Source organism: Nonomuraea gerenzanensis, from assembly GCF_020215645.1.
GTDB classification, from domain to species: Bacteria; Actinomycetota; Actinomycetes; order Streptosporangiales; family Streptosporangiaceae; genus Nonomuraea; species Nonomuraea gerenzanensis.
Window position 1 is genome coordinate 10,532,501 of the sequence record NZ_CP084058.1, and the last position, 22,884, is coordinate 10,555,384.

Annotated in this window: 23 protein-coding genes and 2 tRNA genes (1 of these 25 running past the window's edge); 8 read left to right on the forward strand and 17 right to left on the reverse strand. The window is 69.8% G+C overall.

The window, feature by feature from the left end; genetic code table 11:
- Positions 1-99 carry the 3' portion of a hypothetical protein gene (locus LCN96_RS48995; RefSeq protein ID WP_225269251.1) on the forward strand. 300 nt of this gene lie to the left of the window's left edge, so 99 of the gene's 399 nt are visible here — the last part of the coding sequence; the start codon falls outside the window, past its left edge; the stop codon is at positions 97-99.
- Between the two features lie 107 nt (positions 100-206).
- Positions 207-395 (forward strand): hypothetical protein, encoded by a 189-nt coding sequence (locus LCN96_RS49000; protein ID WP_225269252.1) that lies wholly within the window; start codon positions 207-209, stop codon positions 393-395.
- A gap of 6 nt (positions 396-401) precedes the next feature.
- On the opposite strand, the gene LCN96_RS49005 is transcribed toward LCN96_RS49000, so the two are convergent.
- The 9 genes from LCN96_RS49005 to LCN96_RS49045 all read right to left on the reverse strand — a co-directional run bounded on the left by LCN96_RS49005 (position 402) and on the right by LCN96_RS49045 (position 10,246).
- The gene (locus tag LCN96_RS49005; protein WP_225269253.1) at positions 402-1,070 is read right to left on the reverse strand and encodes a response regulator; all 669 of its coding nucleotides are present in this window, start codon (positions 1,068-1,070) and stop codon (positions 402-404) included.
- Positions 1,067-3,694, reverse strand: a complete 2,628-nt coding sequence (locus tag LCN96_RS49010) for a sensor histidine kinase (RefSeq protein ID WP_225269254.1) — start codon at positions 3,692-3,694, stop codon at positions 1,067-1,069. Before LCN96_RS49010 ends, LCN96_RS49005 begins: the two co-directional genes overlap by 4 nt.
- A 9-nt stretch (positions 3,695-3,703) precedes the next feature.
- Positions 3,704-4,171, reverse strand: coding sequence for a group II truncated hemoglobin (locus LCN96_RS49015; RefSeq protein ID WP_225269255.1), 468 nt, complete (start codon positions 4,169-4,171; stop codon positions 3,704-3,706).
- An 83-nt stretch (positions 4,172-4,254) separates the two neighbouring features.
- Positions 4,255-4,331, reverse strand: a tRNA-Met gene (locus tag LCN96_RS49020).
- A gap of 107 nt (positions 4,332-4,438) precedes the next feature.
- Positions 4,439-4,515 (reverse strand) — tRNA-Met (locus LCN96_RS49025).
- Between the two features lie 56 nt (positions 4,516-4,571).
- Positions 4,572-7,544 carry a UPF0182 family membrane protein gene (locus LCN96_RS49030; protein WP_225276224.1) on the reverse strand — a complete coding sequence of 991 codons (2,973 nt, stop codon included), beginning with the start codon at positions 7,542-7,544 and terminating at the stop codon, positions 4,572-4,574.
- Between the two features lie 127 nt (positions 7,545-7,671).
- Complete coding sequence (locus tag LCN96_RS49035) at positions 7,672-8,718, reverse strand: YlbL family protein (RefSeq protein ID WP_225269256.1); 1,047 nt, start codon at positions 8,716-8,718, stop codon at positions 7,672-7,674.
- 10 nt (positions 8,719-8,728) lie between these two features.
- Positions 8,729-9,154 carry a molybdenum cofactor biosynthesis protein MoaE gene (locus LCN96_RS49040; RefSeq protein ID WP_225269257.1) on the reverse strand — a complete coding sequence of 142 codons (426 nt, stop codon included), beginning with the start codon at positions 9,152-9,154 and terminating at the stop codon, positions 8,729-8,731.
- An 18-nt stretch (positions 9,155-9,172) separates the two neighbouring features.
- Positions 9,173-10,246, reverse strand: a complete 1,074-nt coding sequence (locus LCN96_RS49045) for an NAD-dependent epimerase/dehydratase family protein (RefSeq protein WP_225276225.1) — start codon at positions 10,244-10,246, stop codon at positions 9,173-9,175.
- A gap of 133 nt (positions 10,247-10,379) precedes the next feature.
- Here LCN96_RS49045 and LCN96_RS49050 point away from each other — a divergent pair, with 133 nt between their 5' ends.
- Genes LCN96_RS49050 through LCN96_RS49060 form a run of 3 tightly spaced genes read left to right on the forward strand, consistent with a single transcriptional unit; the run spans position 10,380 to position 13,169 of the window.
- Positions 10,380-11,588: a zinc-dependent metalloprotease gene (locus LCN96_RS49050; protein ID WP_225269258.1), complete on the forward strand. Its 1,209-nt coding sequence runs from the start codon at positions 10,380-10,382 to the stop codon at positions 11,586-11,588.
- A complete protein-coding gene (locus LCN96_RS49055) occupies positions 11,585-12,148 on the forward strand; it encodes an NUDIX hydrolase (RefSeq protein ID WP_397351823.1) in 564 nt (187 codons plus the stop codon). Before LCN96_RS49050 ends, LCN96_RS49055 begins: the two co-directional genes overlap by 4 nt.
- A gap of 34 nt (positions 12,149-12,182) precedes the next feature.
- Positions 12,183-13,169 carry an endonuclease/exonuclease/phosphatase family protein gene (locus LCN96_RS49060; protein WP_225269259.1) on the forward strand — a complete coding sequence of 329 codons (987 nt, stop codon included), beginning with the start codon at positions 12,183-12,185 and terminating at the stop codon, positions 13,167-13,169.
- On the opposite strand, the gene LCN96_RS49065 is transcribed toward LCN96_RS49060, so the two are convergent.
- The 3 genes from LCN96_RS49065 to LCN96_RS49075 all read right to left on the reverse strand — a co-directional run bounded on the left by LCN96_RS49065 (position 13,156) and on the right by LCN96_RS49075 (position 15,108).
- Positions 13,156-13,749, reverse strand: a complete 594-nt coding sequence (locus LCN96_RS49065; protein ID WP_225269260.1) for a DUF2064 domain-containing protein — start codon at positions 13,747-13,749, stop codon at positions 13,156-13,158. The genes LCN96_RS49060 and LCN96_RS49065 overlap by 14 nt on opposite strands.
- The gene (locus tag LCN96_RS49070; protein ID WP_225269261.1) at positions 13,746-14,261 is read right to left on the reverse strand and encodes a M48 metallopeptidase family protein; all 516 of its coding nucleotides are present in this window, start codon (positions 14,259-14,261) and stop codon (positions 13,746-13,748) included. Before LCN96_RS49070 ends, LCN96_RS49065 begins: the two co-directional genes overlap by 4 nt.
- Before the next feature lie 67 nt (positions 14,262-14,328).
- On the reverse strand, positions 14,329-15,108 hold the full coding sequence (locus LCN96_RS49075; RefSeq protein ID WP_225269262.1) for an enoyl-CoA hydratase/isomerase family protein: 780 nt from the start codon (positions 15,106-15,108) through the stop codon (positions 14,329-14,331).
- Positions 15,109-15,300: 192 nt separating this feature from the next.
- Here LCN96_RS49075 and LCN96_RS49080 point away from each other — a divergent pair, with 192 nt between their 5' ends.
- A complete protein-coding gene (locus LCN96_RS49080; RefSeq protein WP_225269263.1) occupies positions 15,301-16,791 on the forward strand; it encodes a ThiF family adenylyltransferase in 1,491 nt (496 codons plus the stop codon).
- A 62-nt stretch (positions 16,792-16,853) separates the two neighbouring features.
- Positions 16,854-18,188 carry an ABC1 kinase family protein gene (locus LCN96_RS49085; protein ID WP_225269264.1) on the forward strand — a complete coding sequence of 445 codons (1,335 nt, stop codon included), beginning with the start codon at positions 16,854-16,856 and terminating at the stop codon, positions 18,186-18,188.
- An 855-nt stretch (positions 18,189-19,043) separates the two neighbouring features.
- Here the strand turns inward: LCN96_RS49085 and LCN96_RS49090 are convergent.
- Positions 19,044-19,673, reverse strand: coding sequence for a TetR/AcrR family transcriptional regulator (locus LCN96_RS49090; RefSeq protein WP_225269265.1), 630 nt, complete (start codon positions 19,671-19,673; stop codon positions 19,044-19,046).
- 199 nt (positions 19,674-19,872) lie between these two features.
- Between LCN96_RS49090 and LCN96_RS49095 the strand changes: the two genes are divergently transcribed.
- Positions 19,873-20,394 carry a hypothetical protein gene (locus LCN96_RS49095; protein WP_225269266.1) on the forward strand — a complete coding sequence of 174 codons (522 nt, stop codon included), beginning with the start codon at positions 19,873-19,875 and terminating at the stop codon, positions 20,392-20,394.
- A 486-nt stretch (positions 20,395-20,880) separates the two neighbouring features.
- Here the strand turns inward: LCN96_RS49095 and LCN96_RS49100 are convergent, their stop codons facing one another.
- The 4 genes from LCN96_RS49100 to tesB all read right to left on the reverse strand — a co-directional run bounded on the left by LCN96_RS49100 (position 20,881) and on the right by tesB (position 22,777).
- Complete coding sequence (locus LCN96_RS49100; protein ID WP_185100977.1) at positions 20,881-21,045, reverse strand: hypothetical protein; 165 nt, start codon at positions 21,043-21,045, stop codon at positions 20,881-20,883.
- Positions 21,046-21,121: 76 nt separating this feature from the next.
- On the reverse strand, positions 21,122-21,391 hold the full coding sequence (locus LCN96_RS49105; RefSeq protein WP_103964555.1) for a WhiB family transcriptional regulator: 270 nt from the start codon (positions 21,389-21,391) through the stop codon (positions 21,122-21,124).
- Positions 21,392-21,520: 129 nt separating this feature from the next.
- Positions 21,521-21,793 carry a hypothetical protein gene (locus LCN96_RS49110; protein ID WP_225269267.1) on the reverse strand — a complete coding sequence of 91 codons (273 nt, stop codon included), beginning with the start codon at positions 21,791-21,793 and terminating at the stop codon, positions 21,521-21,523.
- Positions 21,794-21,907: 114 nt separating this feature from the next.
- Entirely contained in the window at positions 21,908-22,777 is an 870-nt protein-coding gene (gene tesB, locus LCN96_RS49115; protein ID WP_225269268.1) for an acyl-CoA thioesterase II, read from the reverse strand.
- Positions 22,778-22,884: the final 107 nt, after the last annotated feature.

A 22,884-nucleotide genomic window follows, 5' to 3' on the forward strand; every position in this document is an offset into this window, starting at 1 on the left:
GCCGCGTTGCTCGCCTGCCTGGAGGAGACGCCGAAGCCGCGCCCTCGCGGCATGCGGCTGCGCCGCTGCGTCGGCACCGGCCGCGCGCTCCCCCGCTGACAAGAACAAGAGCTGACGAGAACAAAAGGGACGAAGTTGTCGGCCGCTGACGTGGTGACAACTTCGGGCATACCCACCCTTGGCGGGCCACCTGTAAGACTCCGCATATGTGGCAGCGGGGGCTGAACTGGACAGCAATCGTCGTGGTCGGGATATTCGGCCTGATGTGGGTCGGCATCGTGATTTATGCCGACCAAGGCTCGCCCTTGTGGATGCGCGTCGTCCAGGTCATCTTCGGCCTGATGCTGCTGGCCTGGGCCGTACGGAAAGCACTGCACCTGGCCGGCAGGACATAGCGCGCCCTACGGCTGGAACCGGTATCCCATCCCCGGCTCGGTCAGCAGGTGCACCGGATGCGCCGGGTCCCGTTCGAGCTTGCGCCGCAGCTGGGCCAGGTACTGACGTAGGTAGTGCGTCTCCTTCAGGTAGGCGTCGCCCCAGACCTCGGTCAGCAGCTGGCGCTGGCTGATCAGCTTGCCGGGGTTGCGCAGCATGATCTCCAGGATGTGCCACTCCGTCGGCGTGAGGCGTACCCCACCGGAGATCGTCTTGTCGGCGAGGTCCACGACGTGCTCCCCCACCCGCACCGTGGCGTTCTCCTCGCCGTGCTGCGCCGTGCGGCGGGTCACGGCGCGCACCCGCGCGAGCAACTCGTCGATGCTGAACGGCTTGGTCACGTAGTCGTCGGCGCCGGCGTCGAGCGCGTCCACCTTGTCGGTGCTGTCGGCGCGGCCGGAGAGCACGATGATCGGGATCGAGGTCCAGCCGCGCAGCCCCTGGATGACCTCCACCCCGTCGAGGTCCGGCAGGCCCAGGTCGAGGATGACCAGGTCGGGGTGCCAGTCGGCGGCCTGGCGCAGCGCCGTGCCGCCGTCGGGGGCGACCGCGACCTCGTACTGCCTCGCCGCCAGGTTGACGCGCAGGGCGCGCAGAAGCTGGGGCTCGTCGTCCACCACGAGCACGCGGGTCATGGGGCCCGCCGCAGTGAGACGGTCATCGTCAGTCCTCCTCCGGGCGTGTCCTCGGGGACGAGCGTGCCGCCCATCGCCTCGGTCAGCCCGCGCGAGAGCGCCAGCCCGAGCCCCACGCCCGTGTGGTTGTCACGGTCGCCGAGCCGCTGGAATGGCAGGAACACCCTTTCATGCGCTTCGGGCGGAATGCCGGGGCCCCTGTCGATGACGCGGATCTCCACGTGCTCTCCGTGCCAGCTCGCGCCGACCAGCACGGGACGGCCGGGCGGGCTGTAGCGGACGGCGTTCGCCACCAGGTTGCCGAGCACCCGCTCCAGCAGCGCCGGGTCGGCCATGATCTCCGGCGTCCCCGGCGGGATGTCGGTCGCGACGCGGCCGGCCGGTGGGCCGAGGTCGTCCACGGCGTGCGGCAGGACGTCCTCGATGGCCACCGGCTCCAGCTTGACGCCGAGCACGCCGGCCTGGAGGCGGCTCATGTCGAGCAGGTTCGACACGAGCCTGTTCAGCTTGATCAGCGACTCGTCGGCGGTGGCGAGCAGTTCGGCGCGGTCTTCCTCGGACCAGATGACGTCGGTGCCGCGCAGGCTCTCCACCGCGGCAATCGCCGAGGCGAGCGGTGTGCGCAGGTCGTGCCCCACGGCGGCGAGCAGCGCCGTACGCATCCTGTCGGCCTCGGCGAGCGGCCCGGCGCGGTCGGCGGCGGCGCGCAGCCGCTGCTGGCGCAGCGCCACCGCGGCCTCCGCCGCGAACGCCTCCAGCACCCGCCGGTCGCCGGCCTCCAGCGGGCGCCCGCGCGCGGCGAGCACCAGCCGGTCGTCGATCACGACGTCGTGGTCGGCCGTGCCCGGGCACGTGGCCGGCACACCGCCCACCGTGGCCACGACCCGCCAGCCACCACCGTTCCCCGCATCCAAGCCACCACCGTTCCCCGCGTCCAAACCGCCGCCGTTCCCCGCGTCCAAACCGCCGCCGTTCCCGGCATCCCGGGCGCCGGCCACCGTGTCCCGGCCACCGCCGCCTTCCGCGTCCCACCCGCCGCCGCCCGCGTCCTCCCGTTCGAGCAGCGTCACCGCCGTCAGGCCGAACGTCTCGCGCATCCGCGCCAGCAGCGACGGCAGCGCCGACTCGCCCCGCAGCACGTGACCCGCCAGCGTGGACAGCACCTCGGCGTCGGCCCGCGAGCGCGCCGCCTCCCTGCTGCGCCGGGCGGCCAGGTCGACGACCGTGCTCACCATGGCCGCCACCAGCACGAAGATGACCAGCGCGAGCACGTTCTCCGGCTCCGCGATCGTCAGCGTGTGCAGCGGCGGCGTGAAGAACCAGTTGAGCAGCGCGAACCCGAGCACCGCCGCCGTCAGCGCGGGCCACATGCCGCCGGTCAGCGCGACGGCCACGACGAGCAGCAGGAAGAGCAGGATCTCGCTGGGCAGCGTCAGGCCGGCGGGCAGCAGCGCGGCCGCGAGCAGCGGCATGCCGAGCAGCGCCAGCGCCCAGCCGGCCGAGCGCCGCCCGCGGGTCAGCGCGGCCCCCGGCCTGGCGGGGAACCGGCCCTGCCCGGTGGCCTCGTGCGGCACGATGTGCACGTCGATCGAGCCTGCCAGCGCGGCCGTCGTCACGCCCACGCCGCGTGTGAGGGGCCGCCGTCTCCTGGACGCGCCGAGCACGAGCTGGGTGGCGTTCGCGCCGCGGGCGAAGTCGAGCAGCGCCCGTGGCACGTCGTGCCCGACCACCTGGTGGTACGTGCCGCCCAGGCCCTCGACGAGGGCGCGCTGGCGTACGAGCCGGGCCGGGTCCGCCTTCGTGGTCAGCCCGTCGGCGCTGGTGATGTGCACGGCGAGCAGGTCGGCGCCCTTGCTCCTGGCCGCGATGCGCGCGGCCCGCCGGACGAGCGTGTCGCCCTCAGGGCCGCCCGTGAGCGCGACGACCACCCGCTCGCGCGTCTCCCAGGTGCGGGCGATCGCGTGGTCGCTGCGGTAGCGGCCGAGCTGCTCGTCCACCTTGTCGGCGACCCAGAGCAGGGCGAGCTCCCGCAGGGCGGTCAGGTTGCCGACACGGAAGTAGTTGGCGAGCGCGGCGTCGACCCGTTCGGGCAGGTACACGTTGCCGTGGGCCAGTCGGCGGCGCAGCGCCTCGGGCGCCATGTCGACCAGCTCGATCTGCTCGGCCGCGCGCACCACCTCGTCGGGCACGGTCTCGCGCTGAGGCACGCCGGTGATCTGCTCGACGACGTCGTTCAGCGACTCCAGGTGCTGGATGTTGACGGTGGAGACGACGTCGATGCCGGCGTCGAGGATCTCCTCGACGTCCTGCCAGCGCTTGGCGTTGCGGGAGCCGGGGACGTTCGTGTGGGCCAGCTCGTCGATCAGCGCGAGCGCGGGGGCCCGCTCGATGACGGCGTCGGTGTCGAGCTCGGTGAACGTCGTGCCGCGGTACGTCGTGGTGCGCCTCGGGACGGTGTCGAGCCCGTCGAGCAGGGCGGCGGTGCGGGCGCGGCCGTGGGTCTCGACGAAGCCCACGACCACGTCCTTGCCGCGCTCCCTGGCCCGCCGGGCCTCGCTCAGCATGGCGTACGTCTTGCCCACCCCGGGCGCCGCACCGAGGTAGACGCGCAGCCGCCCTCTCATTCCTCCAGGTTACGGCTGGTACGGCGGCGCGACTCCCCACCCCCAGTGCGGCACCGGAGCCTCCTGCGGAGGTGTCGCCCCGGGCTGCGAGTTGAGCCTGGCCAGCCTGGTGCCCCATTCGAGGTAACCGGCGAACGCCGCCCTGAACTCGGGGTCGTCGGGCAGCCCCACCTCGTCGGCGGCGTCCATGAGCAGGTTCACCCAGCGGCGGCGCTGCGGCTCGGTGATCGCCTTGCCGAGGTGGTGGCGGAGCATGTGGGGGTAGCCGCCGCGCTCGGTCGTGTAACGGTCGGGTCCGCCGAAGACCTCGCTCAACCACATCGCCACATATTTGGGGTGCTCGGGGTCCATGTGCGCGAACAGCGGCCCGATCAGGTCGTCCTTGACGACACTGCGGTAGAACACCTCGGTCAGCCGCTCGAATGCCTCGGTGCCGCCTGCCCAGGCGTACAGCGTGGGCACTGCCTCATCGGTCATGTAATGATGTAATCATCGAAGAGGGCTCCTGGACAACAAAAAATCCCCGGCCGCCGGATGAACCGGCGACCGGGGATCTCTCTTGGTAGCGGGGACAGGATTTGAACCTGCGACCTCTGGGTTATGAGCCCAGCGAGCTACCGAACTGCTCCACCCCGCGTCGGTGTGTCAGTACTTACTATACAGGCTGCTCAGCAGTGCGCGAACCACTTACCCGCCCACTCACGCGAAGACCCGATCTCCGTTTCCGAAGACCGGGCCTCAACCTGGTAGCGGGGGCAGGATTTGAACCTGCGACCTCTGGGTTATGAGCCCAGCGAGCTACCGAACTGCTCCACCCCGCGTCGCTTGTGCCTGCTTAGACTACCGGGCGGCGCGGGGTGGGCGCAAATCGAATGCGTCAGGACGTCGTGCCCGTCGGCGACGGCGATGGTGACGCCGCTGGTGTGGCCGCCGGCGAGGCGGCCGGTGAACCGGTCGGTGAAGCGCTCGGCGACGCCGACGGTGAGGCCGTCGGAGAGGCCGTGGGGGCGGGCTGCTGGGCGTTGGCCCCCTCCAGCGCCTGCAGCGCCTCCTCCAGCCGCTTCTGGGCGTCGCCGTAGGCGTCCCAGTCGGGCGGGCTGGCCTGCAGCGCCTTCTGCGCGTCCGAGTAGGCCTTCTTGGCGTTGGCGATCGCCGAGTTGAGAGCCGAGTTGGCCGTGTTCGGCTGGGCCTGTTGCTGCTGATCGCTGGGTTGCTGCTGCTGTTGCTGCTGCTCGCCGCCGAAGACCTCGGCGAGTGCCTCCTCCAGCGTGCGCGCCACACCGATCTTGCTGCCGAACGACACCAGGACGCGCTGCAGGATCGGGTACGGCTCCTGCCCGCCGCCCGCGGTCACCTGGACGTACACCGGCTCGATGTAGACCAGCCCGCCCGCGTACGGAAGCGTCAGGAGGTTGCCGTAACGGACCGCCGAGGCACCCACACCGAGCAGGTTGAGCTCACCGGCGAAGCGGCTCTGGAAGGCGTTCTGCGCCTGCCCGGGGCCTGGGATGGGCGTGCTCGACGGCGGCATCCGCAGGATCCGCATCCGCCCGTAGTCGGGCCCGGCCGTGGAGTTGACCGCCATGAACGCCGCCAGGTTGGGCCCCTGCCGAGGCACGAACGTCGTGGTCAGCGAGAACGCCGGCGTGCTGCTGCCCGGCATCGTGGTGGTCAGGTAGTAGGGCGGCTGCTTGATGTTCTTGTCGCCCTGGGTCGGGTCGCCGGGGACGTTCCACACGTCCTGGCCGCCGTAGAAGGCGCCCGGGTCGGTGATGTGGTAGCGCGACAGGGTGAAGCGCTGCACCTTGAACAGGTCCTCGGGGTAGCGCACGTGCTGGCGCAGGTCGGCGCTCATCTGCGAGGCCGGGCTGATGACGCCGGGGAACGCGTTGCTCCAGGTCTTGAGCAGCGGGTCGTTGGCGTCCCACGCGTAGAGCTTCACCGTGCCGTCGTAGGCGTCGACCGTGGCCTTGACGGAGTTGCGGATGTAGTTGATCTTGTCGCTCGGCTGCTGGGCGATGACGCGGCGGTCGGTGGACGTGTCGCGCGTCATGTCGCCGAGGCTCTGGCTCTGCGAGTACGGGTAGTCGTTGGACGTCGTGTACCCGTCGACGATCCACTGCACGCGCCCGTCGACGATGGCCGGGTAGGGGTTGCCGTCGAGCGTGAGGAACGGCGCCACCTTCTGCACCCTGTCACGCGGGTTGCGGACGTACAGGATCTTGGAGCTGTCGTTGACGTCGCCCGACAGCAGGATGTTCGCCTCGCTGTACTTGGCGGCGTACAGGAGCCGGTTGAAGAACGAGCCGACGGGCACGCCGCCCTTGCCGGTGTAGGTGCTGTTCTTCTGGCCCGTGCCGCCCGTCTCCGGGTAGTCGAGCTCCTGCGGGTTGTTGGGGTCGCCGCCCGCGATCACGTACTCGGAGGCCGACTCGTCCTCGCCGAAGTAGATGCGCGATTCCTTGAGCTTGGTGCTCTCCACCAGCGGGCCGGTGACCGGCATGTCCTTGGCGTCGTACGCGGGCAGACCGCCGGAGTCGACCTGGTTGCCCGGCGCGGCGACGAAGCCGTAGCCGTGGGTGTACTTCAGTACGCGGTTGATCCAGTTGTTCTGCTCGGTCGGCGGGCCGGTCAGCTCACGCACGCCGACGATGTGGTCCACCAGCTTGCCCGTGCTGTCGGGGTAGCGGTCGACGTCGAGCGGATCGGCGAAGCTGTAGAAACCCCTGATGCGCTGCGTCTGCTCGTACGTCGAGCCGAGCAGCGCCGGGTCCAGCAGGCGCACGCCGGAGACGGAGGTGTCGCCGTTGGCCTGCGCCGCGGCGGGGTCGGACTTCGCGTTGTAGGTCTCGACCTCGACCTTGTCGATGTTGTACGCCTCGCGCGTGGCCTCGATGTTGCGCTGGATGTAGGCCGCCTCCTTGCCCTGCTGGTTCGGCTTGACCTGGAACTGCTCGACCAGCGCCGGGTAGACGCCGCCGATCAGGATGGCCGAGAGCACGAGCAGGCCGAAGGAGACGCCCGGCAGCATCCCGCCGGGGCGGAACACGCCGGCGAAGAAGAGCGCGGCGCAGATCAGCGCGATGATCGCGAGGATGGTCTTGGCCGGCAGCACCGCGTTGACGTCGGTGTAGGAAGCGCCGTGCACGTAGCCGCGGTCGGAGAAGACCAGGCCGAAGCGGTCGACCCAGTAGGCGACGGCCTTGAGCAGCACGAAGATGCCCAGCAGCACCGACAGGTGGATCCGGGCCGCCCTGGAGGCGTGCACGCCGGGCGACTGCAGGCGGAAGCCGCCGTACAGGTAGTGCGTGATCGCCGCCAGGACGATCGAGATGATCACGGCGGTGAACAGGAAGTTCAGCACCATCCGGATGAACGGATAGTCGAACATGTAGAACGAGATGTCCATCCCGAACAACTTGTCCGTCTTGCCGAACGACGCGCCGTTGCTGAACTCCAGCCACGTCTTCCACTGGCCCGCGAACGAGGAGCCGGAGAAGATCGCGAGCAGCCCCATGCCGACGATGAAGATCAGCTTTCGGTGGGGATCGAGCGCCATGCGATAGCGGTCGGCGCCGCTGCCGCCACCGAAGATGGCGGGCCCGAACATCGGGCGGGTCTTGAACGCCAGCAGCATGTTGCCGCCGGCGATGCCGACCATGAGCACCGCTCCTACCAGGAACAGCACGATTTGCGTGAGCACCATACCGCTGAAGATCGCCGTGAAACCGGTCGAGTCGTACCAGAGGTAGTCGGTATAGATGCCCGAGAAGAGAAAGAACAGCGCCACGATCGCCACGAGAGCGATCGCCACAGGCAGAAGCAGTCGCGGACGGCGGGGCATGCGCATCGCCCTGCCGGCTCCTGGGGTCCGGAAGCTCAAGGCCAACCCCTCGTCGTAATGAAAACGGTCCGTGTCTGGCAACCTACACCGCTGTGCCAGCCCTACGACTAACGCATGGCGATCGCCAGAAGTTTCATCCGGCCGCGCACGAGGGCACATCGCCCTTGCCCGTGCGCAACGCGTCGAGTGCGAGCACCGCCTGGTGCAGCGTTTCGGCCTTGACCAGGCGCAGGCCGTCGGGCGCGGCGTTCAGCGCCTCGGCGCAGTTGCCGGGAGGGGTCAGGAAGACGGTGGCGCCGGCGTCCTTGGCGCCGATCATCTTCTGCGCGATGCCGCCGATGGCGCCCACCTCGCCCGTCGGCTGGATGGTGCCGGTGCCGGCGATCTTCTTGCCACCGGTCAGCTCGCCGGGCGTCAGCTTGTCGAAGATGCCGAGCGAGAACATCAGGCCGGCGCTCGGCCCGCCGACGTCGCCCACGTTGATGTCCACGTCGAACGGGAAGTTGAACTTGGGCCCCATCGTCAGGCCCACGATGGTCTGGCCCTTGGGGCCGGCCACGGTCTGCAGGGTGACGTCGAGCTTCTTGCCGCCGCGCACGATGCCGAACACGACGCTCTCGCCCGGCTTGTGCGCCTTGACCGCCTTCTGGACGGCGTCGGAGTCCTTGGTCGGCTTGCCGTCGACGGAGGTGATCTCGTCGTCCTTCTGCACCTTGCCGTCGGCGGGCTTGCCCTTCTCCGTGGACAGCACCCCCACGCCCACGGTGTAAGGGATCTTCAGCTCGGTCAGCGCGGCGGCGGTCGCGGAGTCCTGGGAACTGGTCATCTCCACGACGTTCTCCTCCTCGACCTCCTCCGCGTCGCGGCCGGGGGCGAAGATGGTCTCCTGCGGGACCACCGCCACCGTCGGGTCGAGCCAGCCGCGCAGCGCGGTCAGCAGGTCGATCTGGGCGGCGGGGCCGCCCTGGTAGGCCACCGTGACCAGGCTGAGCGCGCCCGAGGTCGGGTAGGTCTGCCTGCCCTGGATGGAGATCACCGGCTTCTTGTCGACCTCGCCGATCGTGTTCTCCGTCGGGCCGGGGCTCAGCACGACGTACGGCACCGGGCGGAACGCGCCGATCACCCCGAGCGCGAGCACGAGGAATCCCGCGAGCAGCAGGGTCAGGGCACGTCGTGACATGTCGATGAGCTTATTCGCCGGCGCCGACCCACTCGGTCTCGCCATCGGCGAACACCTGGTGCTTCCAGATGGGGACCTGCGCCTTGAGGTCGTCGATCAGGCGGCGGGCCGCCTTGAACGCCTCGTCCCTGTGCGGCGCGGCCACGGCGACGATCACGGCGGTGTCGCCCAGCTCCAGCTCGCCCACCCGGTGCACGGCGGCGATCGCCGTCACGGGGAAGTCGGCCGCCACCTTCTCGGCGACCTGGCGCAGCCCGGCCTCCGCCGAGGGGTGAGCGGAGTAGGAGAGCTTGGTGACCGGCTTTCCGTGGTCCTGCTCACGGACGGTGCCCACGAAGAACGCGGTGCCGCCCGCGGCGTGGTCGGCCACGGCTGCCAGCACCTCGTCAACGGAGAGCGAGGTGTCGCGAATGCCGAGCAAGCGGATGACGTCCACGAGAAAGACTCTAACCGTTCAACCGCGCCGCTTCTTACGTACTTGACGGACGATCGCGGCGGTGCCGATCACGGCCACCGTGGCGCCGGCGGCGGTGAGTGTGGCCTCCTTGACGGGCAGGCGCCTGCCGACCACCGTCGTGCGGTTCTCCCGCAGCTCCAGGAGCTGCTCGAAGGCGGCCTCGTTGGTCCACGACGGCTTCCAGCCCGCCTCGCGCAGCGCCGCGCAGTCGACCACCCACGGGTAGACGACATAGTGCAGATCGGTCGCGGGCGCCGGGGTGATGCCGAGGCGGTGCAGGCGCTGCGCCGTGCCGAACGTCAGGCCAGCCGGGAGCTCCAGGCTCCGGATGCCGGACAGCTCCTCGACCTGCTCCTGCTCCAGCCAGCCGTCGCAGCCGACCGCCACCACGCCGCTGACCGCGCCGCGCGCCGCCAGCTCCAGCGCCGAGACCAGGTCGTCGATGTGGCAGAACTGCCAGTGCGGGCTGCAGCCCTTGACGGTCAGCAGCCGCGGCGACTCGAAGTGGCGGGTGATCACCGTGTCGACGCCGGGGCCGACGACGGCGGCCGGGCGCAGCACGGTCAGCTCCAGGCCCGGATGGCTGCGCAGCGACCTGCGCACCAGGGACTCGATCTCCAGGAAGTCGCCCACGACGCCCGTGTCCGGCTCGGCCGCCACGGGGGCGTCCTCGGGCAGCGGCACCTCGTTCTCGGGCGCGGCGCCGTACACCATCGCGCTCGTGACCAGCACCACCCGCCGCACGCGCGCGGCGGCGCAGGCCGTCAGCACGGTCTGGGCGGCCCGCAGGTTGTACGCCCGCCGCTCGGCGGGGTCGGAGTCGACGGCGTAGTCACCGGCCAGATGGACCAGGACGTCGATGTCGGAGATCCGGTTCGCCAAGAGCGGATCTCGTACGTCGATCACTCTCCACGTGGCTTCCTGGACGTCACCGCGTTCCTCGTCGATGGCCACCACTCTGCGGAAATCCGCGGAGGTCACGAGTCTCGCGAGCACCTCCCGGCCGAGGCCGGAGGCCGCCCCCGTTACGGCGACGACGGGTTGACGCGGGCGTTTCGAGGTAGGCACCAGGTCCTCACTTTGCACTGATCCGCCGTCGGACGACTAACGTGGCGGATGTGGATTCCTCCTCCATCCTGCATGAGGTAGACCGGTGACTGACCTGCCAGGTCGCGAAAACGACCCTAACGAGAACCCGTTCGCCATGTTCGGCAACCCTGAGCAGATGGCTCAGGCGATGCGCCAGTTCGCCGACATGTTGTCGGCGCCGCAGGGCTCCGGCCCTGTCAACTGGGACATGGCGAAGAACATCGCCAGGCACGCCGTGGTCGCCGAGGGCGACCCGAGCGTCATGGAAGGCGAGCGCCGCCAGATCGTCGACGCGCTCAGCCTGGCCGACCTGTGGCTCAACGAGGCGACGACGCTGCCCAGCGGCGTGTCGACCCCGCAGGCCTGGAGCCGGTCCGAGTGGATCGAGAACACGATCCCGATTTGGCGCAAGCTTTGCGAACCGATCGCGGAGCGCATGGTCGACACCATGGGCGGCGCGCTCGGCGGCTCGGGGCTGCCCCCCGAGGCCCAGCAGATGGCCGGGCCGCTGATGGGCATGCTGAAGCAGATGGGCGGCATGATGGTCGGCCAGCAGATCGGGCAGGCGCTCGGCTCGCTGGCCCGCGAGGTCGTCGGCACGACCGACATCGGCCTGCCGCTCTCCGACACGGCCGCGCTGCTGCCCGGCGGCATCGCGCACTTCAGCGAGGGCCTGGAGATCCCGGCCGACGAGATCAGGCTGTACCTCGCGCTGCGTGAGGCCGCGCACCACCGCCTGTTCCAGCACGTCCCGTGGCTGCGCTCGCATCTGCTGGGCGCGGTCGAGGAGTACGCCAAGGGCATCACGGTCGACACCTCCGCCCTCGAGGAGCAGATCCGCGGCCTCGACATCAACAACCCCCAGGCCATCCAGGAGGCGCTGAGCGGGGGCAACCTGCTCAAGCCCGAGGAGACCGAGCGGCAGAAGGCCGCGCTGGCCCGGCTGGAGAGGATGCTCGCCCTGGTCGAGGGGTGGGTGGCCACCGTGGTCGACAAGGCCGCGCAGGGCAAGCTGCCCTCCGCAGTGGCGCTCGGGGAGACCGTACGCCGCCGCCGGGCCACCGGCGGGCCGGCCGAGCTGACGTTCGGCACGCTGGTCGGGCTGGAGCTGCGGCCCAGGCGGCTGCGCGAGGCCGCCGCGCTCTGGCAGGCGCTGGAGAGCGCGCGCGGGCTCGACGGCCGCGACGCGGTGTGGGGCCACCCCGACCTCATGCCGACGGCCGAGGACCTCGACGCCCCTGACGCGTTCGTCCGCGGCGAGGCGGCGTGGGACATCTCACAGCTCGACAAGGGTCCCGACGACGACAAGGGCGACGAAGGTTGAGCCTGCTGCACGACGACGCGGTCGAGGTGCTGTCCGCCTGGAGCGCGCCGACACCCGAGGAGGAGGCGCTGCGCGCCGAGTTCCTCGAGCACCTGCGTACGCACGACGACGCGATGCTGCGCGAGTGCGTGCCGGGGCATCTGACGGCGACCACGGCGGTGCTGTCGCACGACGGCTCCAAGGTGCTGCTCACGCTGCATCCGAAGGCCAAGATGTGGCTGCCGATGGGCGGCCACTGCGAGATCTCCGACACGTCACTCGCGGCGGTCGCGCTGCGGGAGGCGTGGGAGGAGTCGGGGATCTCGGGCCTGGAGCTGCTGCCCGGCCCGCTCGCGGTGGACAAGCACGTCGTGTGGTGCCATCCGCCGCACAGCTGGCATCTCGACGTCGAGTACGCCGCCGTGGCGCCCGCCGGAGCTGAGGCCGTGATGAGCGAGGAGTCGCTCGACCTGCGCTGGTTCCCCGTGGACGAGATCCCCGAGCTGTCCGACGAGGCGACACGGAGATTGGCCGCACGCGGACAGGCCGCCCTCGGCTCGGGTTCGCGCATGCTTGGCTAGAGTCTTTTTGCGTCGTTCCAAAAAGGGGGCATGCGTGGAGACCTCTGCCGTCGGCGGCACGATCGTGACACCCGTACGCAAACGGAGGAAGTTTCCCGCAACGGCCCTGACCTGGGTCGCGGTGACACCGTTCGCCGCCTGGGCGGTGGCCAGGGTGGCCGGGCTGGAGCGCGGCTCGCTGCCCACGCAGCTCATGACCGCGACCCCGTACGCGGCGGCGGGCTCGCTCGTCCCCCTCCTGATCGCCGCGGTCGGGCGCAGGCGCGCCGCGACCGCCGTCGCGCTGCTGTCGGCGACGGCGCTCGGCTTCAGCGTGCTGCCCAGGGCCCTGGGCACGGCGGACGCCGCGACCGGCAGGCCGCTCAGGGTCATGACGATCAACATGCTGTACGGCCGCGCCGACATCGCGACGATCATGCAGCTCGTCCGGGAGTTCAGGCCGGACGTGCTGAGCACGCAGGAGCTGACCCCCGGAGCGGTCGCCGACCTCGACGCGGCCGGGCTCAAGGAGATCATGCCGCACCGCGTGCTGCAGGACGAGTGGAGCGCCGGCGGCAGCGGCATCTACTCCGTGCATCCGGCGGAGGCGCTCTGGGACGTCATGCCGCCCGTCGGGCACCAGATGCCCGCGGCGACGATCTCGCTGCCCGGGGGCAAGCCGATCGAGTTCATCGACGCGCATCCGTTCCCGCCGCTGGGGCCGCAGGTGAGCGACTGGAACGCGGCACTCGACGCCTTCCCGTCGGCCTCGGCCGACCGGATCAGGATCATCGCGGGCGACTTCAACGCCTCGCTGGACCACGCCGCCATGCGGGGGCTGCTGTCACGGGGTTACAAGGACGCGGCCGACCAGGTCGGGGCCGGACTGATCCCCACGTGGCCGGCGAACAAGCGGGTGCCGCCGCTCATCACCATCGACCACGTGCTGGTGGATCAGCGGGTCGGGGTGCGGGAGGTCAGCGTGCGCGACGTGCCCGGCACCGACCACCGGGCCGTGCTGGCCGAGCTCACCGTGCCCTGACCAGGGCCCTGGTGTTGTCCCAGCCTTCGAGGCCGGGGTCGAGGCGTTCGACGTCCTGAGGGGTGCGCAGGCGGTGCCAGCCCGGGGTGGTGGCGACCCTGCGGGGGCCGGGGGCCTGGGTGCGCAGCTCCTTGACCACGTCGTGGGCGTCGAGGTCGGGGTCGGCCCAGGTGGGCGGGGGGAGGGCGCAGGCCATGGCGACGGCGCCGCCGTTCTCGGAGGGGCAGATCGTGATCTCGGCCCTGCCGAGTTCTCTGAACAGTTTGCCGATGAGCAGGGGCGGCAGGTCGGGGGCGTCGGCGTTGACGACGGCGACCTGATCGGCCTCATGGTCGTGGAGCCGGGTGAGGACCTGCTTGAGCGGCTCGTCCTCGGCGATGACGATGATCTCGGTACCAGGCCAGACGAGGTCGTCCAGGCCGGGGACGCTGGTGATCAGGACGGGGGTGACGAGCTCCAGGCCCGCGACGACCTCGTAGGTGTCCTCGGCCATCGCCTCCAGGAACCGCTCCGGATCCACGCCGGGGGGCGCGGCCTGCGCCATGCGCTGTCGTACCAGGACCGCGGCGATGCGCGTCAACACTCCTCCGGTGCCGTGTGGGCCGCTGCGGAGAACCCTTCCAGGAAACCGCGGGCCCGCTCCGCCTTCGGATACTGTTCTACCAGCGCCCAGAACTTGGCCCCGTGGCTGGGCACCAGCAGGTGCACCAGCTCATGGATGATCACATAGTTGATGACCCACTCCGGCAGGCCCTTGAGCCTGGTGGAGATCCGGATGGTACCGGTCTCCGGCGTGCACGAGCCCCAGCGGTGCTGCTGGTTGTCGACCCACCGCACGCTCACGGGGTCGGGCTCGCCGCCCAGATACTTCGCCGAAAGCTCCTTGGCCCGCTCCAGCAACGCCTCGTCGGTCGGCCGGCGCCGACGCTCCTTGGCGGCCAGGCGATCCAGCATCCGGCTCACCCATTCATCCGCGTCTTCGCCGCTCAGCCAGGCGGGCAGGAGCACGATCGTCTTGTCGCCGTCGCGGTATGCGGACACCGTACGCCGGCGACGAGAACTGCGACGAACCTCGACTGTCTCGGGGGGCACATATGCACGGTAGCCGAGACTGGCGAAATTCCACAGAGGGTGGACGTTGTTTCTGCTGGTCAGATGATTAAGAGCCGGTGAATTTGGGCATGCGCCTTTCCCGATGTGCGGTCAGGCCCTCGATCATGTCCGGTGAGGCCATGGTCACGGGCTGAGCCAAGGATTCCCACCTCAGAGCGGCTTCCAGGTCTTGATGGTCTTGGTTCAGGGCCACTTTCGTGAGCCTTGTGGCAATCGGTGCGTTCTGGGCGATCTTCGAGGCGATGCCGCTCGCTTCCGACATTAGGTCATTTTTCGGGAAACTTTGATTTACCAGCCCTTTCTCGGCCGCTTCCCGGCCGGACACGGTGCGGCCCACCAGCAGCATCTCCCGCGCGAGGCCGGGCGCCCTCCTGGGCAGCAGGTACGTGGCCGCCATGCCGGGGTGCAGGCCCAGGGACGTGAACGGGGCCAGCAGCTTGGCGTCATCGGCGGCGTACACGAGGTCGCAGGCCAGCGCCACGCACAGGCCCGCCCCCACCGCCGGGCCGTTGACGGCTGCGATGGTGGGCATCTCAAGCTCCGCGATCATCAGCCAGGTGCGGTAGAAGGCCAGCATGCGCTCGCGCAGCCGCGGGACGGTCTCGGTGCCGCGCTCACCGATCCACGACAGGTCGCCACCGGAGGAGAAAGCCGTTCCCGCACCCGTCACGACGACGCAGCGGGCGTCGCGGTCGGTGGCCAGGGCGGTCATGGTTTCGCGCCATTCGGCCGTCATGGTGTCGGTCATGGCGTTGCGCATGTCGGGGCGATTGAGGGTGATGAGTACGACTCCGTCGTCTTTGCGATCAACCGAGAGCTCGTTCATGCGGGGAAGCGTAACGCGCACGCCTTCTTGCCGGCCGGGCATCCGGCGATCACTTGATTCACCCGCGTTTCCCTATTGATCATCACTCCATCCACAGGACAACCAGTCAATTCCGAAGTTGTCCACAGCCACCATCGAACCCGCTCGGGATCTTGCTTCGGCATGGAAGCCTTTCCCGCCATGAGGCCACGTGTGAAGCCCACCCTGCGACGCATCCTCCGCGACGAGCGCACCCTGCAGCTCGGCGTCCATCCTTTCCGGGCGGTCATGCTGAGTGGCCTGACCCAGCCCGTCCTGGAGTGGGTCGAGGGCCTCGACGGCACCCGCGACCTGGAGACCGTCCTGCGTGAGGCGGCCCTCGCCGGCCTCGACGAGCTCCGCGCCCGCTCGTTGCTCGACCAGTTGGCCGCCCAGGGCGCGCTGCACGACGCCGCCACCGGCCCGGGCTCCCTCCGTGACCTCCCCCTGGCGGAACGAGACCGCCTCAAACCGGAGCTCAGCGCCCTCGACCTCGCCTCCACCTCCCCCGACGGCATGATCGCCCTGTTCGAGCGCCGTAGGAGAGCGCGCGTGCGGGTGTACGGCGCCGGTCGCGTCGGCGCCCAGATCGTCGCCCTGCTCGCCGCCGCCGGCGTGGGGCATCTCCGCGTTCTCGACCCGGGCGAGACCCGTCCTCAGGACCTCACTCCTGGGGGTCTCACCTGGGCGGAGGTCGGCCTTTCTCGCGAGGTCGGCGCCGTGGCGGTCGCCCGGCGGTTCACCTCGGCCGGTCATCGGCCTCTGGAGAGCGACGAGCCGACCGCCGCCGAGTACAGGGAAGCTCTCGACGCGGCCGGCGTACCACCCAACCCTCCGGCCCTTCCCGACCCGCCGAGGCCTCCCAGGGTTCCCACCCGTTCCAGCCGGACCGCCGCCAGACCACCCGCGAGAGTCACCGGCACAGCGGCGACCAGCGCCACCCCTCCCCGGCCCTCCCCCGTCCCGCCCGGCACCGGCGCCCGCACCGCTTCGCCACCGAACCCACGCACGCCTTCGCCACCGAACGCCCGCACCACTCCCTCACCGAACCCGCGCGCGCCCTCCCAGCCGAACGCCCGCACCGCTCCTCCCCCGAACGACGCACGTGCGCTGCCCTCACCAGGCGCCGGCACCACCGAGGAGCGATGCCGGCCGACCGTCAAGGCGGTGGCCGGTGGCACCTTCCTCGGGGACAGGTCCGACCGGCCGGACCTCGTCATCCTCGCCCCGGTAGACCCGATGGACCTGCTGCTGGTCAACGACCTCAACTCCCTGCGCATCCCCCACCTCCTGGTCTCCGCCTTCGAAGGGCACGGCACCGTGGGCCCGCTCGTCCTGCCGGGAGACACGGCGTGCCTGCACTGCCTCGACCTCACCCGGCGCGACCGCGACCCGTACTGGCCGATCGTCACGGCCCGGCTGGGCGGGTATCCGCCGGGAGAGATCGCCTGCGACGTCGCCCTCGCGACCGTCGTCGCAGCCCAGGCGACCGGGCACGCGCTGGCGTTCATCGACGGCAAGGAGCCGGCTGTGACCAACGGCACAATGGACGTAACCCCTGATTGGCGCTGGAGAAGGCGGCCGTGGAAGGCCCACCCGCAATGTCGTTGTATGCGAAACAATCCATATTCGCTAAGAATGGTCATGGCACCTGACCGCGACTGACGTGCTCAGAGAACGACCACGAAGGGGGGAAGCGGTATCTCGCCGAGGTTCCGCGCATCAGTGTGAGCGATCTTCCACGCCGTGCTGTCACGCGTTCGGCCAAGCTGGCCACCCTTCCCATCAGCTTCGCAGGTCGCGCCGCCCTGGGGCTGGGCAAGCGCATCGGCGGCAAGTCCGCGGAAATGGTGGCCCAGGAGGTCCAGCAGCGCACCGCCGAGCAGGTCTTCAAGGTCCTCGGCGAGCTCAAGGGCGGCGCCATGAAGCTGGGCCAGGCGCTGTCCATCTTCGAGGCCGCGCTGCCTCAGGAGATCGCCGGCCCCTATCGCGCCACCCTGACCAAGCTCCAGGAAGCGGCCCCGCCGCTGCCCGTCTCGACGGTGCACAAGGTTCTGACGGAGCAGCTGGGCGACGGCTGGCGCGAGCACTTCCTGTCGTTCGACGACCAGCCGACGGCGGCCGCCTCCATCGGCCAGGTGCACAGGGCCGTGTGGCACGACGGCCGGGAGGTGGCCGTCAAGATCCAGTATCCGGGGGCGGGCAAGGCGCTGCTCGGCGACTTCTCCCAGCTCGCCCGCCTCGGCAAGCTCTTCGGCGTGCTGCTGCCGGGCCTCGACATGAAGGCCCTGCTGGGCGAGCTGCGCGAGCGGATCGCGGAGGAGCTCGACTACCTGAGGGAGGCCGAGGCCCAGCACGCCTTCGCCCTCGAGTTCGACGAGGATCCCGACTTCCACGTCCCGGACGTGGTGGCGGCGAACGAGATGGTGCTCGTCACCGAGTGGATGGAGGGCACACCGCTGTCGCGCATCATCTCCGACGGCACCCAGGAGGAGCGCGACCACGCCGGCCTGCTCTTCGTCCGCTTCCTGTTCTGCTCTCCCGCCCGCGTCGGCATGCTCCACGCCGACCCGCACCCGGGCAACTTCCGCATGTTGCCCAACGGCAAGCTGGGCGTGCTCGACTTCGGCGCCGTCAACCGCCTGCCCGACGGCTACCCCAAAGCCTTCGGCCAGCTCACGCGCATCTTCAACCAGGGCGACATGCAGACCGTCATGTCGGGCCTGCGCCAGGAAGGCTTCATCCGCGAGGACATCGACATCGACCCCGACGCCCTGCGCGCCTTCCTCGCGCCGTACGTGGAGCCGACGGCGGTGGAGGAGTTCACGTTCAGCCGGGAGTGGCTCCAGGCCCAGGCCGCCAGCGTCGCCGACCTCCGCCCCACCAACGTCGTGCGCCAGCTCAACCTGCCGCCCTCGTACGTCCTCATCCACCGCGTCCACGCGGCCGGCATCGGCGTGCTCTGCCAACTCGGCACCACGGCCCGCTTCCGCGACGAGGTCATCCGCTGGGTGCCCGGCTTCGCCGACGACCCCGACGACCAGCCCTTGCCGATCGGGTGAACCCACCGGCGCTCCCTGCTGGCGTGGGAGGGCCGGGCACGAGGGCCGGATACGAGGGCCTGCGCGGGATGGCCCGAGTGCGGGGGCTTTGGGGAAGAGCCAGGGCCGGGAGGTCTGCGCAAGGGCGTGCGCGCGGCCGGATGCGAGGACCAGGGCGAGAGGCCAGGGCGAGAGGCCAGGGCGAGAGGCCAGGGCGAGAGGCCAGGGCGGAAGCAGCTGCGTGAGGCATGGGCGCGAGGGAGGGCCAGGGCGAGAGGCATGCGCGAAGCCCGAGCGAGAGGATCTGCGTCCGAGGGACTGGGTGGTGGTGGACGGAGGGAGTTCAAGAAGCCCCTGTCGAGCCATGACTACTCTGTGTAATTATACGAGTGCAAACTGTTACTCTCTCTTGGGAGGATGCTGATGCACCGATCCGTGCGACTGTTGACGGTCGCTGCCCTGGTCACCGCAGGGGTGCTCGCGGCCGCGTCCGCTGCGAGTGCCGTCGTCGATCCGGCTCGGGCCGGGGAGTGCCTGGCCTCCCAGGCGGGCTCCGTGGCGACCACGGTGGATCCGTCGCTCAAGGGGGCGCCTGTTGCGATCACTGCCATGAGCTGCCTCACTTCGCCCTGAGTGCATGCCGCCGTCATGCAATGCGGCCGAATGGTCATGGGTCCTGTGGTGCGATCCGGGGTCGGCCGCGCATGATCGGTGGGTCGGCAGAGCTGTCCGTCCGGCTGGGTGCCCGTCGGGTTTTTGATCTTCCGCACGAGCCTGGTAGGTGACAGGCGGTGGGCGGCTCGTTGGCTGGCTGGCAGGGCTCTGCTCGCACGGGCCCTGCCAGCCAGCGTAGTTTCCGAGGGCGCCTGGCGTTGATCAGGTGAGGCCTGAGAGGAGGGAGTGGAGGCCGTCGGTGAGGATGCGCTCGCCCTCCTCCCGTGAGTTCAGGAACCAGCCCGGTAGCGGGGTGCGGAGTGAGCACGTCAGCTCGATGCTCACGAGGCCGTGGATTGTGGTCCAGATGAGGTAGGCCGAGCGTTCCGGGTTCGAGGAGCGGATCTGGCCGGCCTCGGCGGCTGCCGTGGTGGCTTCGACGAGGAGGCCGAAGCAGCGGCGGAGGGCGTCGTGGCGCTGCTCCGGTGAAGGGTCGAAGTCGGGGAGCGGGCGCTCGAACATCAGGGCGTACAGGGCCGGGTCGGTGAGGGCGAAGCCTCTGTAGCCGTAGGCCACCGCCATGATTCTCGAGAGCGGGTCCGTGTGGCCGCCGAGGGAGCTTGTCATCGCCTCGTGGAGGAGGTGGAAGCCATGCTCGTAGATCGCCTCCAGCAGGCCGGCTCGGCCACCGAAGCAGGTGTAGATGCCCATGGTGGAGGTGGTGGCGGCGTCTGCCACGCGGCGGAGCGTGAGGGAGGGCGCGCCCTGGTCACGCAGGAGGCGCATGGCGGCGTCCAGGAGGTCCTGGCGCAGTGCGCCGAGTTCTTTCGAGGTGCTTACGGCTCTCGGCACCCTCTCACTTTATCGGGCTATAACGCGCATCATAACGAGCGTTATAGGCGTACGGCGCCACCGGGTGGAGGTCGTGGGCCGAGGAAGGCGAGACAGCGAGGAAGGGGTTCCGTTCATGAGTGTGCAACGGGTTGCTGCGGTGGCGGGGTTAGCCTGCGCCGTGTTGCTCGTCGTCAACGCCGCCCGGCGGGGTGGGCTGTTGGCTGAGACAGCGTTCACGCATGCCATCGCGCCGTTCGCGGCGCTGACCGGGCTGCTCGCGATCACCGGCATCTACCTGCACATCCGCGCCCGGGCCGGGACGCTCGGGCTGGTGGGGTACGTGCTCAACTCGGCCGGGCTGGCCGGGGCGTTCGCGGTCGAGTACACGCTGCACTTCGTCTTTCCCTACCTGGGGGGCGGCGTCGTGCGCGGGCTGCTGGCCGGTGGGACGGGGCGGGCGTTTCTGGTGACGTCGGTCGTTCTGCTGATGGGGGTGCTGACGTTCAGCGCGGCGGCGATCAGGAGCGGGGGCATGCCGGTGGTGGGCGTGGTGCTGTACGCGGTGGGCATGGTGCCCGGGTCGTTGCGGAACGCGGTGCCGGAGCCGGTCTATCTGGGTGGGCTGGTGATGGCGGGGGTCGGGGTCGCCTGGATGGCGGTGCGGCTCTGGACGGCGGAGGAAGGTGGCGAGCCGGTGGTGGGGGTTGGGCGGCGGCGAGGGGTGCGGCCCGCCGGGTAGTGAGGTGGGACAACACGGTCGCTCGCGTGGGTGTGTCCGTCGCGGGTCGGCCCGCGAGGGTAAGCCCGTCGGCTCGTGGAGGTAGGACAACGCGGTCGGTCGTGTGGGTATGTCCGTCGGCTCGTGAGGGTGGGCACATCGGGACCGTGAGGGGTGGGCGCATGGCCTGCGGGAGTGGGCGCATGGCTCACCGCAGCAGGCAAACGGCTGGCGAAGGCAGGCACACGACTCACCGCAGCAGGCAAACGGCTGGCGAAGGCGGGCACACGACTCACCGCAGCAGGCAAACGGCTGGCGAGGGTGAGGCGCGTGGCTCGCGGTGGTGGCGCGTCGGCTGCCAGGGCTCATCGGCTGGGGACCGTCCCCTTGCGAGTGGAGTCCGCTGGGCAGCGAGGTGGAAAGCGAAAGAGCCGGGCGCTGGGTGCGCCCGGCTCCAAGGAAGGGATCCGGTCAGGAGATCCTGCGCCGGCGGCAGAATCTCCAGGATCAGATCTGACGGCTCAAGGCCTGGCGAAGGCGGTCGTTCGCCCGCTTGACCTCCCGCCGCGCCCGCTGCACGCGCGTGACGCGCAGGATGAGGCGCTGCTCCTCCGCTTCGCGGTGGAGGGTTTGTATTCGGTCATTGACCAGGTCATGGATGAGATCCGGCACTGCTCGGCTCCTGCTCGGTCGAGTGATCATTGTCTGGTTTCGCTTTCTGATTCGTCGGTGAACGCGGTGGTGGTGGTCAGGCAGCGACCGGGTGCTTGCGGGGACGCCCGCGCGGACGCTTGCGGGGAACAACGGTCCCCCTGAGGATCAGCTCGCCGCCCCAGACGCCCCACGGCTCCTCGCGCTCGAGCGCGCGGGCCAGGCAGGCCTTCTGGATCGGGCAGCCGCCGCAGAGTGCCTTGGCGAACTCGACGTCCTCCGGCGACTCGGCGAACCACAGGTCAGGGTCGGTACGACAGGGGATCTTGGCTTCGTCGATCAGGTCCATGATCGTCTTCGCCCCCATCTGCTTTCTCCTTCGATCGATCTTTTGATCTTTGGTCGGGCACCTCGTAGGTGGTCGGGGATCACGGACAAACAAGAAGGCCGCGGATCCTGTGTGCGGATCCGCGGCCTGGGGGCTGCTATGTGCCGGTCAGGTTATGACCGGAGCATCCCTCCAGGGTTGCGGACCGCACAGTCCACCCTTGGTGAGCTGGTTGGCCGGCAATTCGATACGTCCCGGGTAGACAGGAGCGCCTGCTGCTTCGGCCACACCCGCGTGGACGGGCAGGAAGAAAGCGGCGGCGGCGGCCTGGCTACGGGCAGACTTCTCCTGCCGCAGCTTGGCGAGCCCATCGGCGAGTCTCACCGAGTCACGGCATGCGGAGGCGAGCCACTGCGTGGCCGACATCTGAATGCTGATCACCGGGACTCACCTCCACTCTCTGGATCGTCGGAACAGGGCGCTCCGACTCGCTTGACCATGACCCTAAACCGGGAAGCCGGGAAGGGGCAACATATTTTCTACCTGCGATTTCGCCTATTTCGTGAGGCGAATCATGGCTTCCTGGACGACTGAGACCACGAGGTCACCCGACGCGGTGTACATCTCACCGCGTGCGAGCCCGCGGGCCCCCGCCGACCACGGCGACTCCTGAGCATAGAGGAGCCAGTCGTCGGCCCTGAAGGGGCGGTGGAACCACATGGCGTGGTCGAGGGAGGCGCCCATGACGTTCGAGGCGCCCCAGGCCATGCCGTGGGCCAGCAGTATCGTGTCGACCAGCGTGAAGTCGGAGGCGTAGGCGGCCAGCACCACGTGCAGGAGCGGGTCGTCGGGCAGGTCGGCGTGGTAGCGGAACCACACGTTGGTCTGGGCGCTGCGCAGCTCGGGGTTCTGGAAGGCCTCCCAGGTGAGCGGCGAGGCGTAGCGCGCGTCCACGGGCCGGGGGCGGGTGAACCACTCGCGCAGCTCCGGGTGGTCGCCGACGAGCTCGTACATGCGGTCCTGGAACGTCGGCAGCGTCTCGGGGTCGGGCACCGAGGGCATCACCGACGCCTGGTGCGAGACGCCTTCCTCGAAGACGTGGAAGGAGGCGGACATCGTGAAGATGGCCTTGCCGTGCTGGACCGCCACCACCCGCCGCGTGGTGAAGGAGCGGCCGTCGCGCAGGCGCTCGACGTTGTAGACGATGGGGATGGCCGGGTCGCCCGGCCGGATGAAGTAGGCGTGCAGCGAGTGCACGTTCCGGTCCTTGGGGACCGTGCGGCCGGCCGCCACCAGGGCCTGCGCCGCGACCTGGCCGCCGAAGACGCGCTGGATGCGCTCTTCCGGGCTCCTGCCGCGGAAGATGTCGAGCTCGATCTGCTCCAGGTCGAGCAGGTCGAGCAGCTCCTTCAGCGCCGAGTTCACGTGTCCATCCCCTCCGTGGTCACCATCCCCAGGACGGGCCCCTGGGACAAGTTTGACGTGTCGCCCATTTCACCCCATATGGGGGTCTGGTGTGTCCGATGATGCCC

What these genes read in the sequence shown, in the direction of transcription:
- LCN96_RS49000 (WP_225269252.1), top strand. Translation starts at nt 207, where the DNA reads ATGTGGCAGCGGGGGCTGAACTGGACAGCAATCGTCGTGGTCGGGATA.
- LCN96_RS49005 (WP_225269253.1), bottom strand. Translation starts at nt 1,070, where the DNA reads ATGACCCGCGTGCTCGTGGTGGACGACGAGCCCCAGCTTCTGCGCGCC.
- LCN96_RS49010 (WP_225269254.1), bottom strand. Translation starts at nt 3,694, where the DNA reads ATGAGAGGGCGGCTGCGCGTCTACCTCGGTGCGGCGCCCGGGGTGGGC.
- LCN96_RS49015 (WP_225269255.1), bottom strand. Translation starts at nt 4,171, where the DNA reads ATGACCGATGAGGCAGTGCCCACGCTGTACGCCTGGGCAGGCGGCACC.
- LCN96_RS49030 (WP_225276224.1), bottom strand. Translation starts at nt 7,544, where the DNA reads ATGCGCATGCCCCGCCGTCCGCGACTGCTTCTGCCTGTGGCGATCGCT.
- LCN96_RS49035 (WP_225269256.1), bottom strand. Translation starts at nt 8,718, where the DNA reads ATGTCACGACGTGCCCTGACCCTGCTGCTCGCGGGATTCCTCGTGCTC.
- LCN96_RS49050 (WP_225269258.1), top strand. Translation starts at nt 10,380, where the DNA reads ATGTTCGGCAACCCTGAGCAGATGGCTCAGGCGATGCGCCAGTTCGCC.
- LCN96_RS49075 (WP_225269262.1), bottom strand. Translation starts at nt 15,108, where the DNA reads ATGAACGAGCTCTCGGTTGATCGCAAAGACGACGGAGTCGTACTCATC.
- LCN96_RS49105 (WP_103964555.1), bottom strand. Translation starts at nt 21,391, where the DNA reads ATGGGGGCGAAGACGATCATGGACCTGATCGACGAAGCCAAGATCCCC.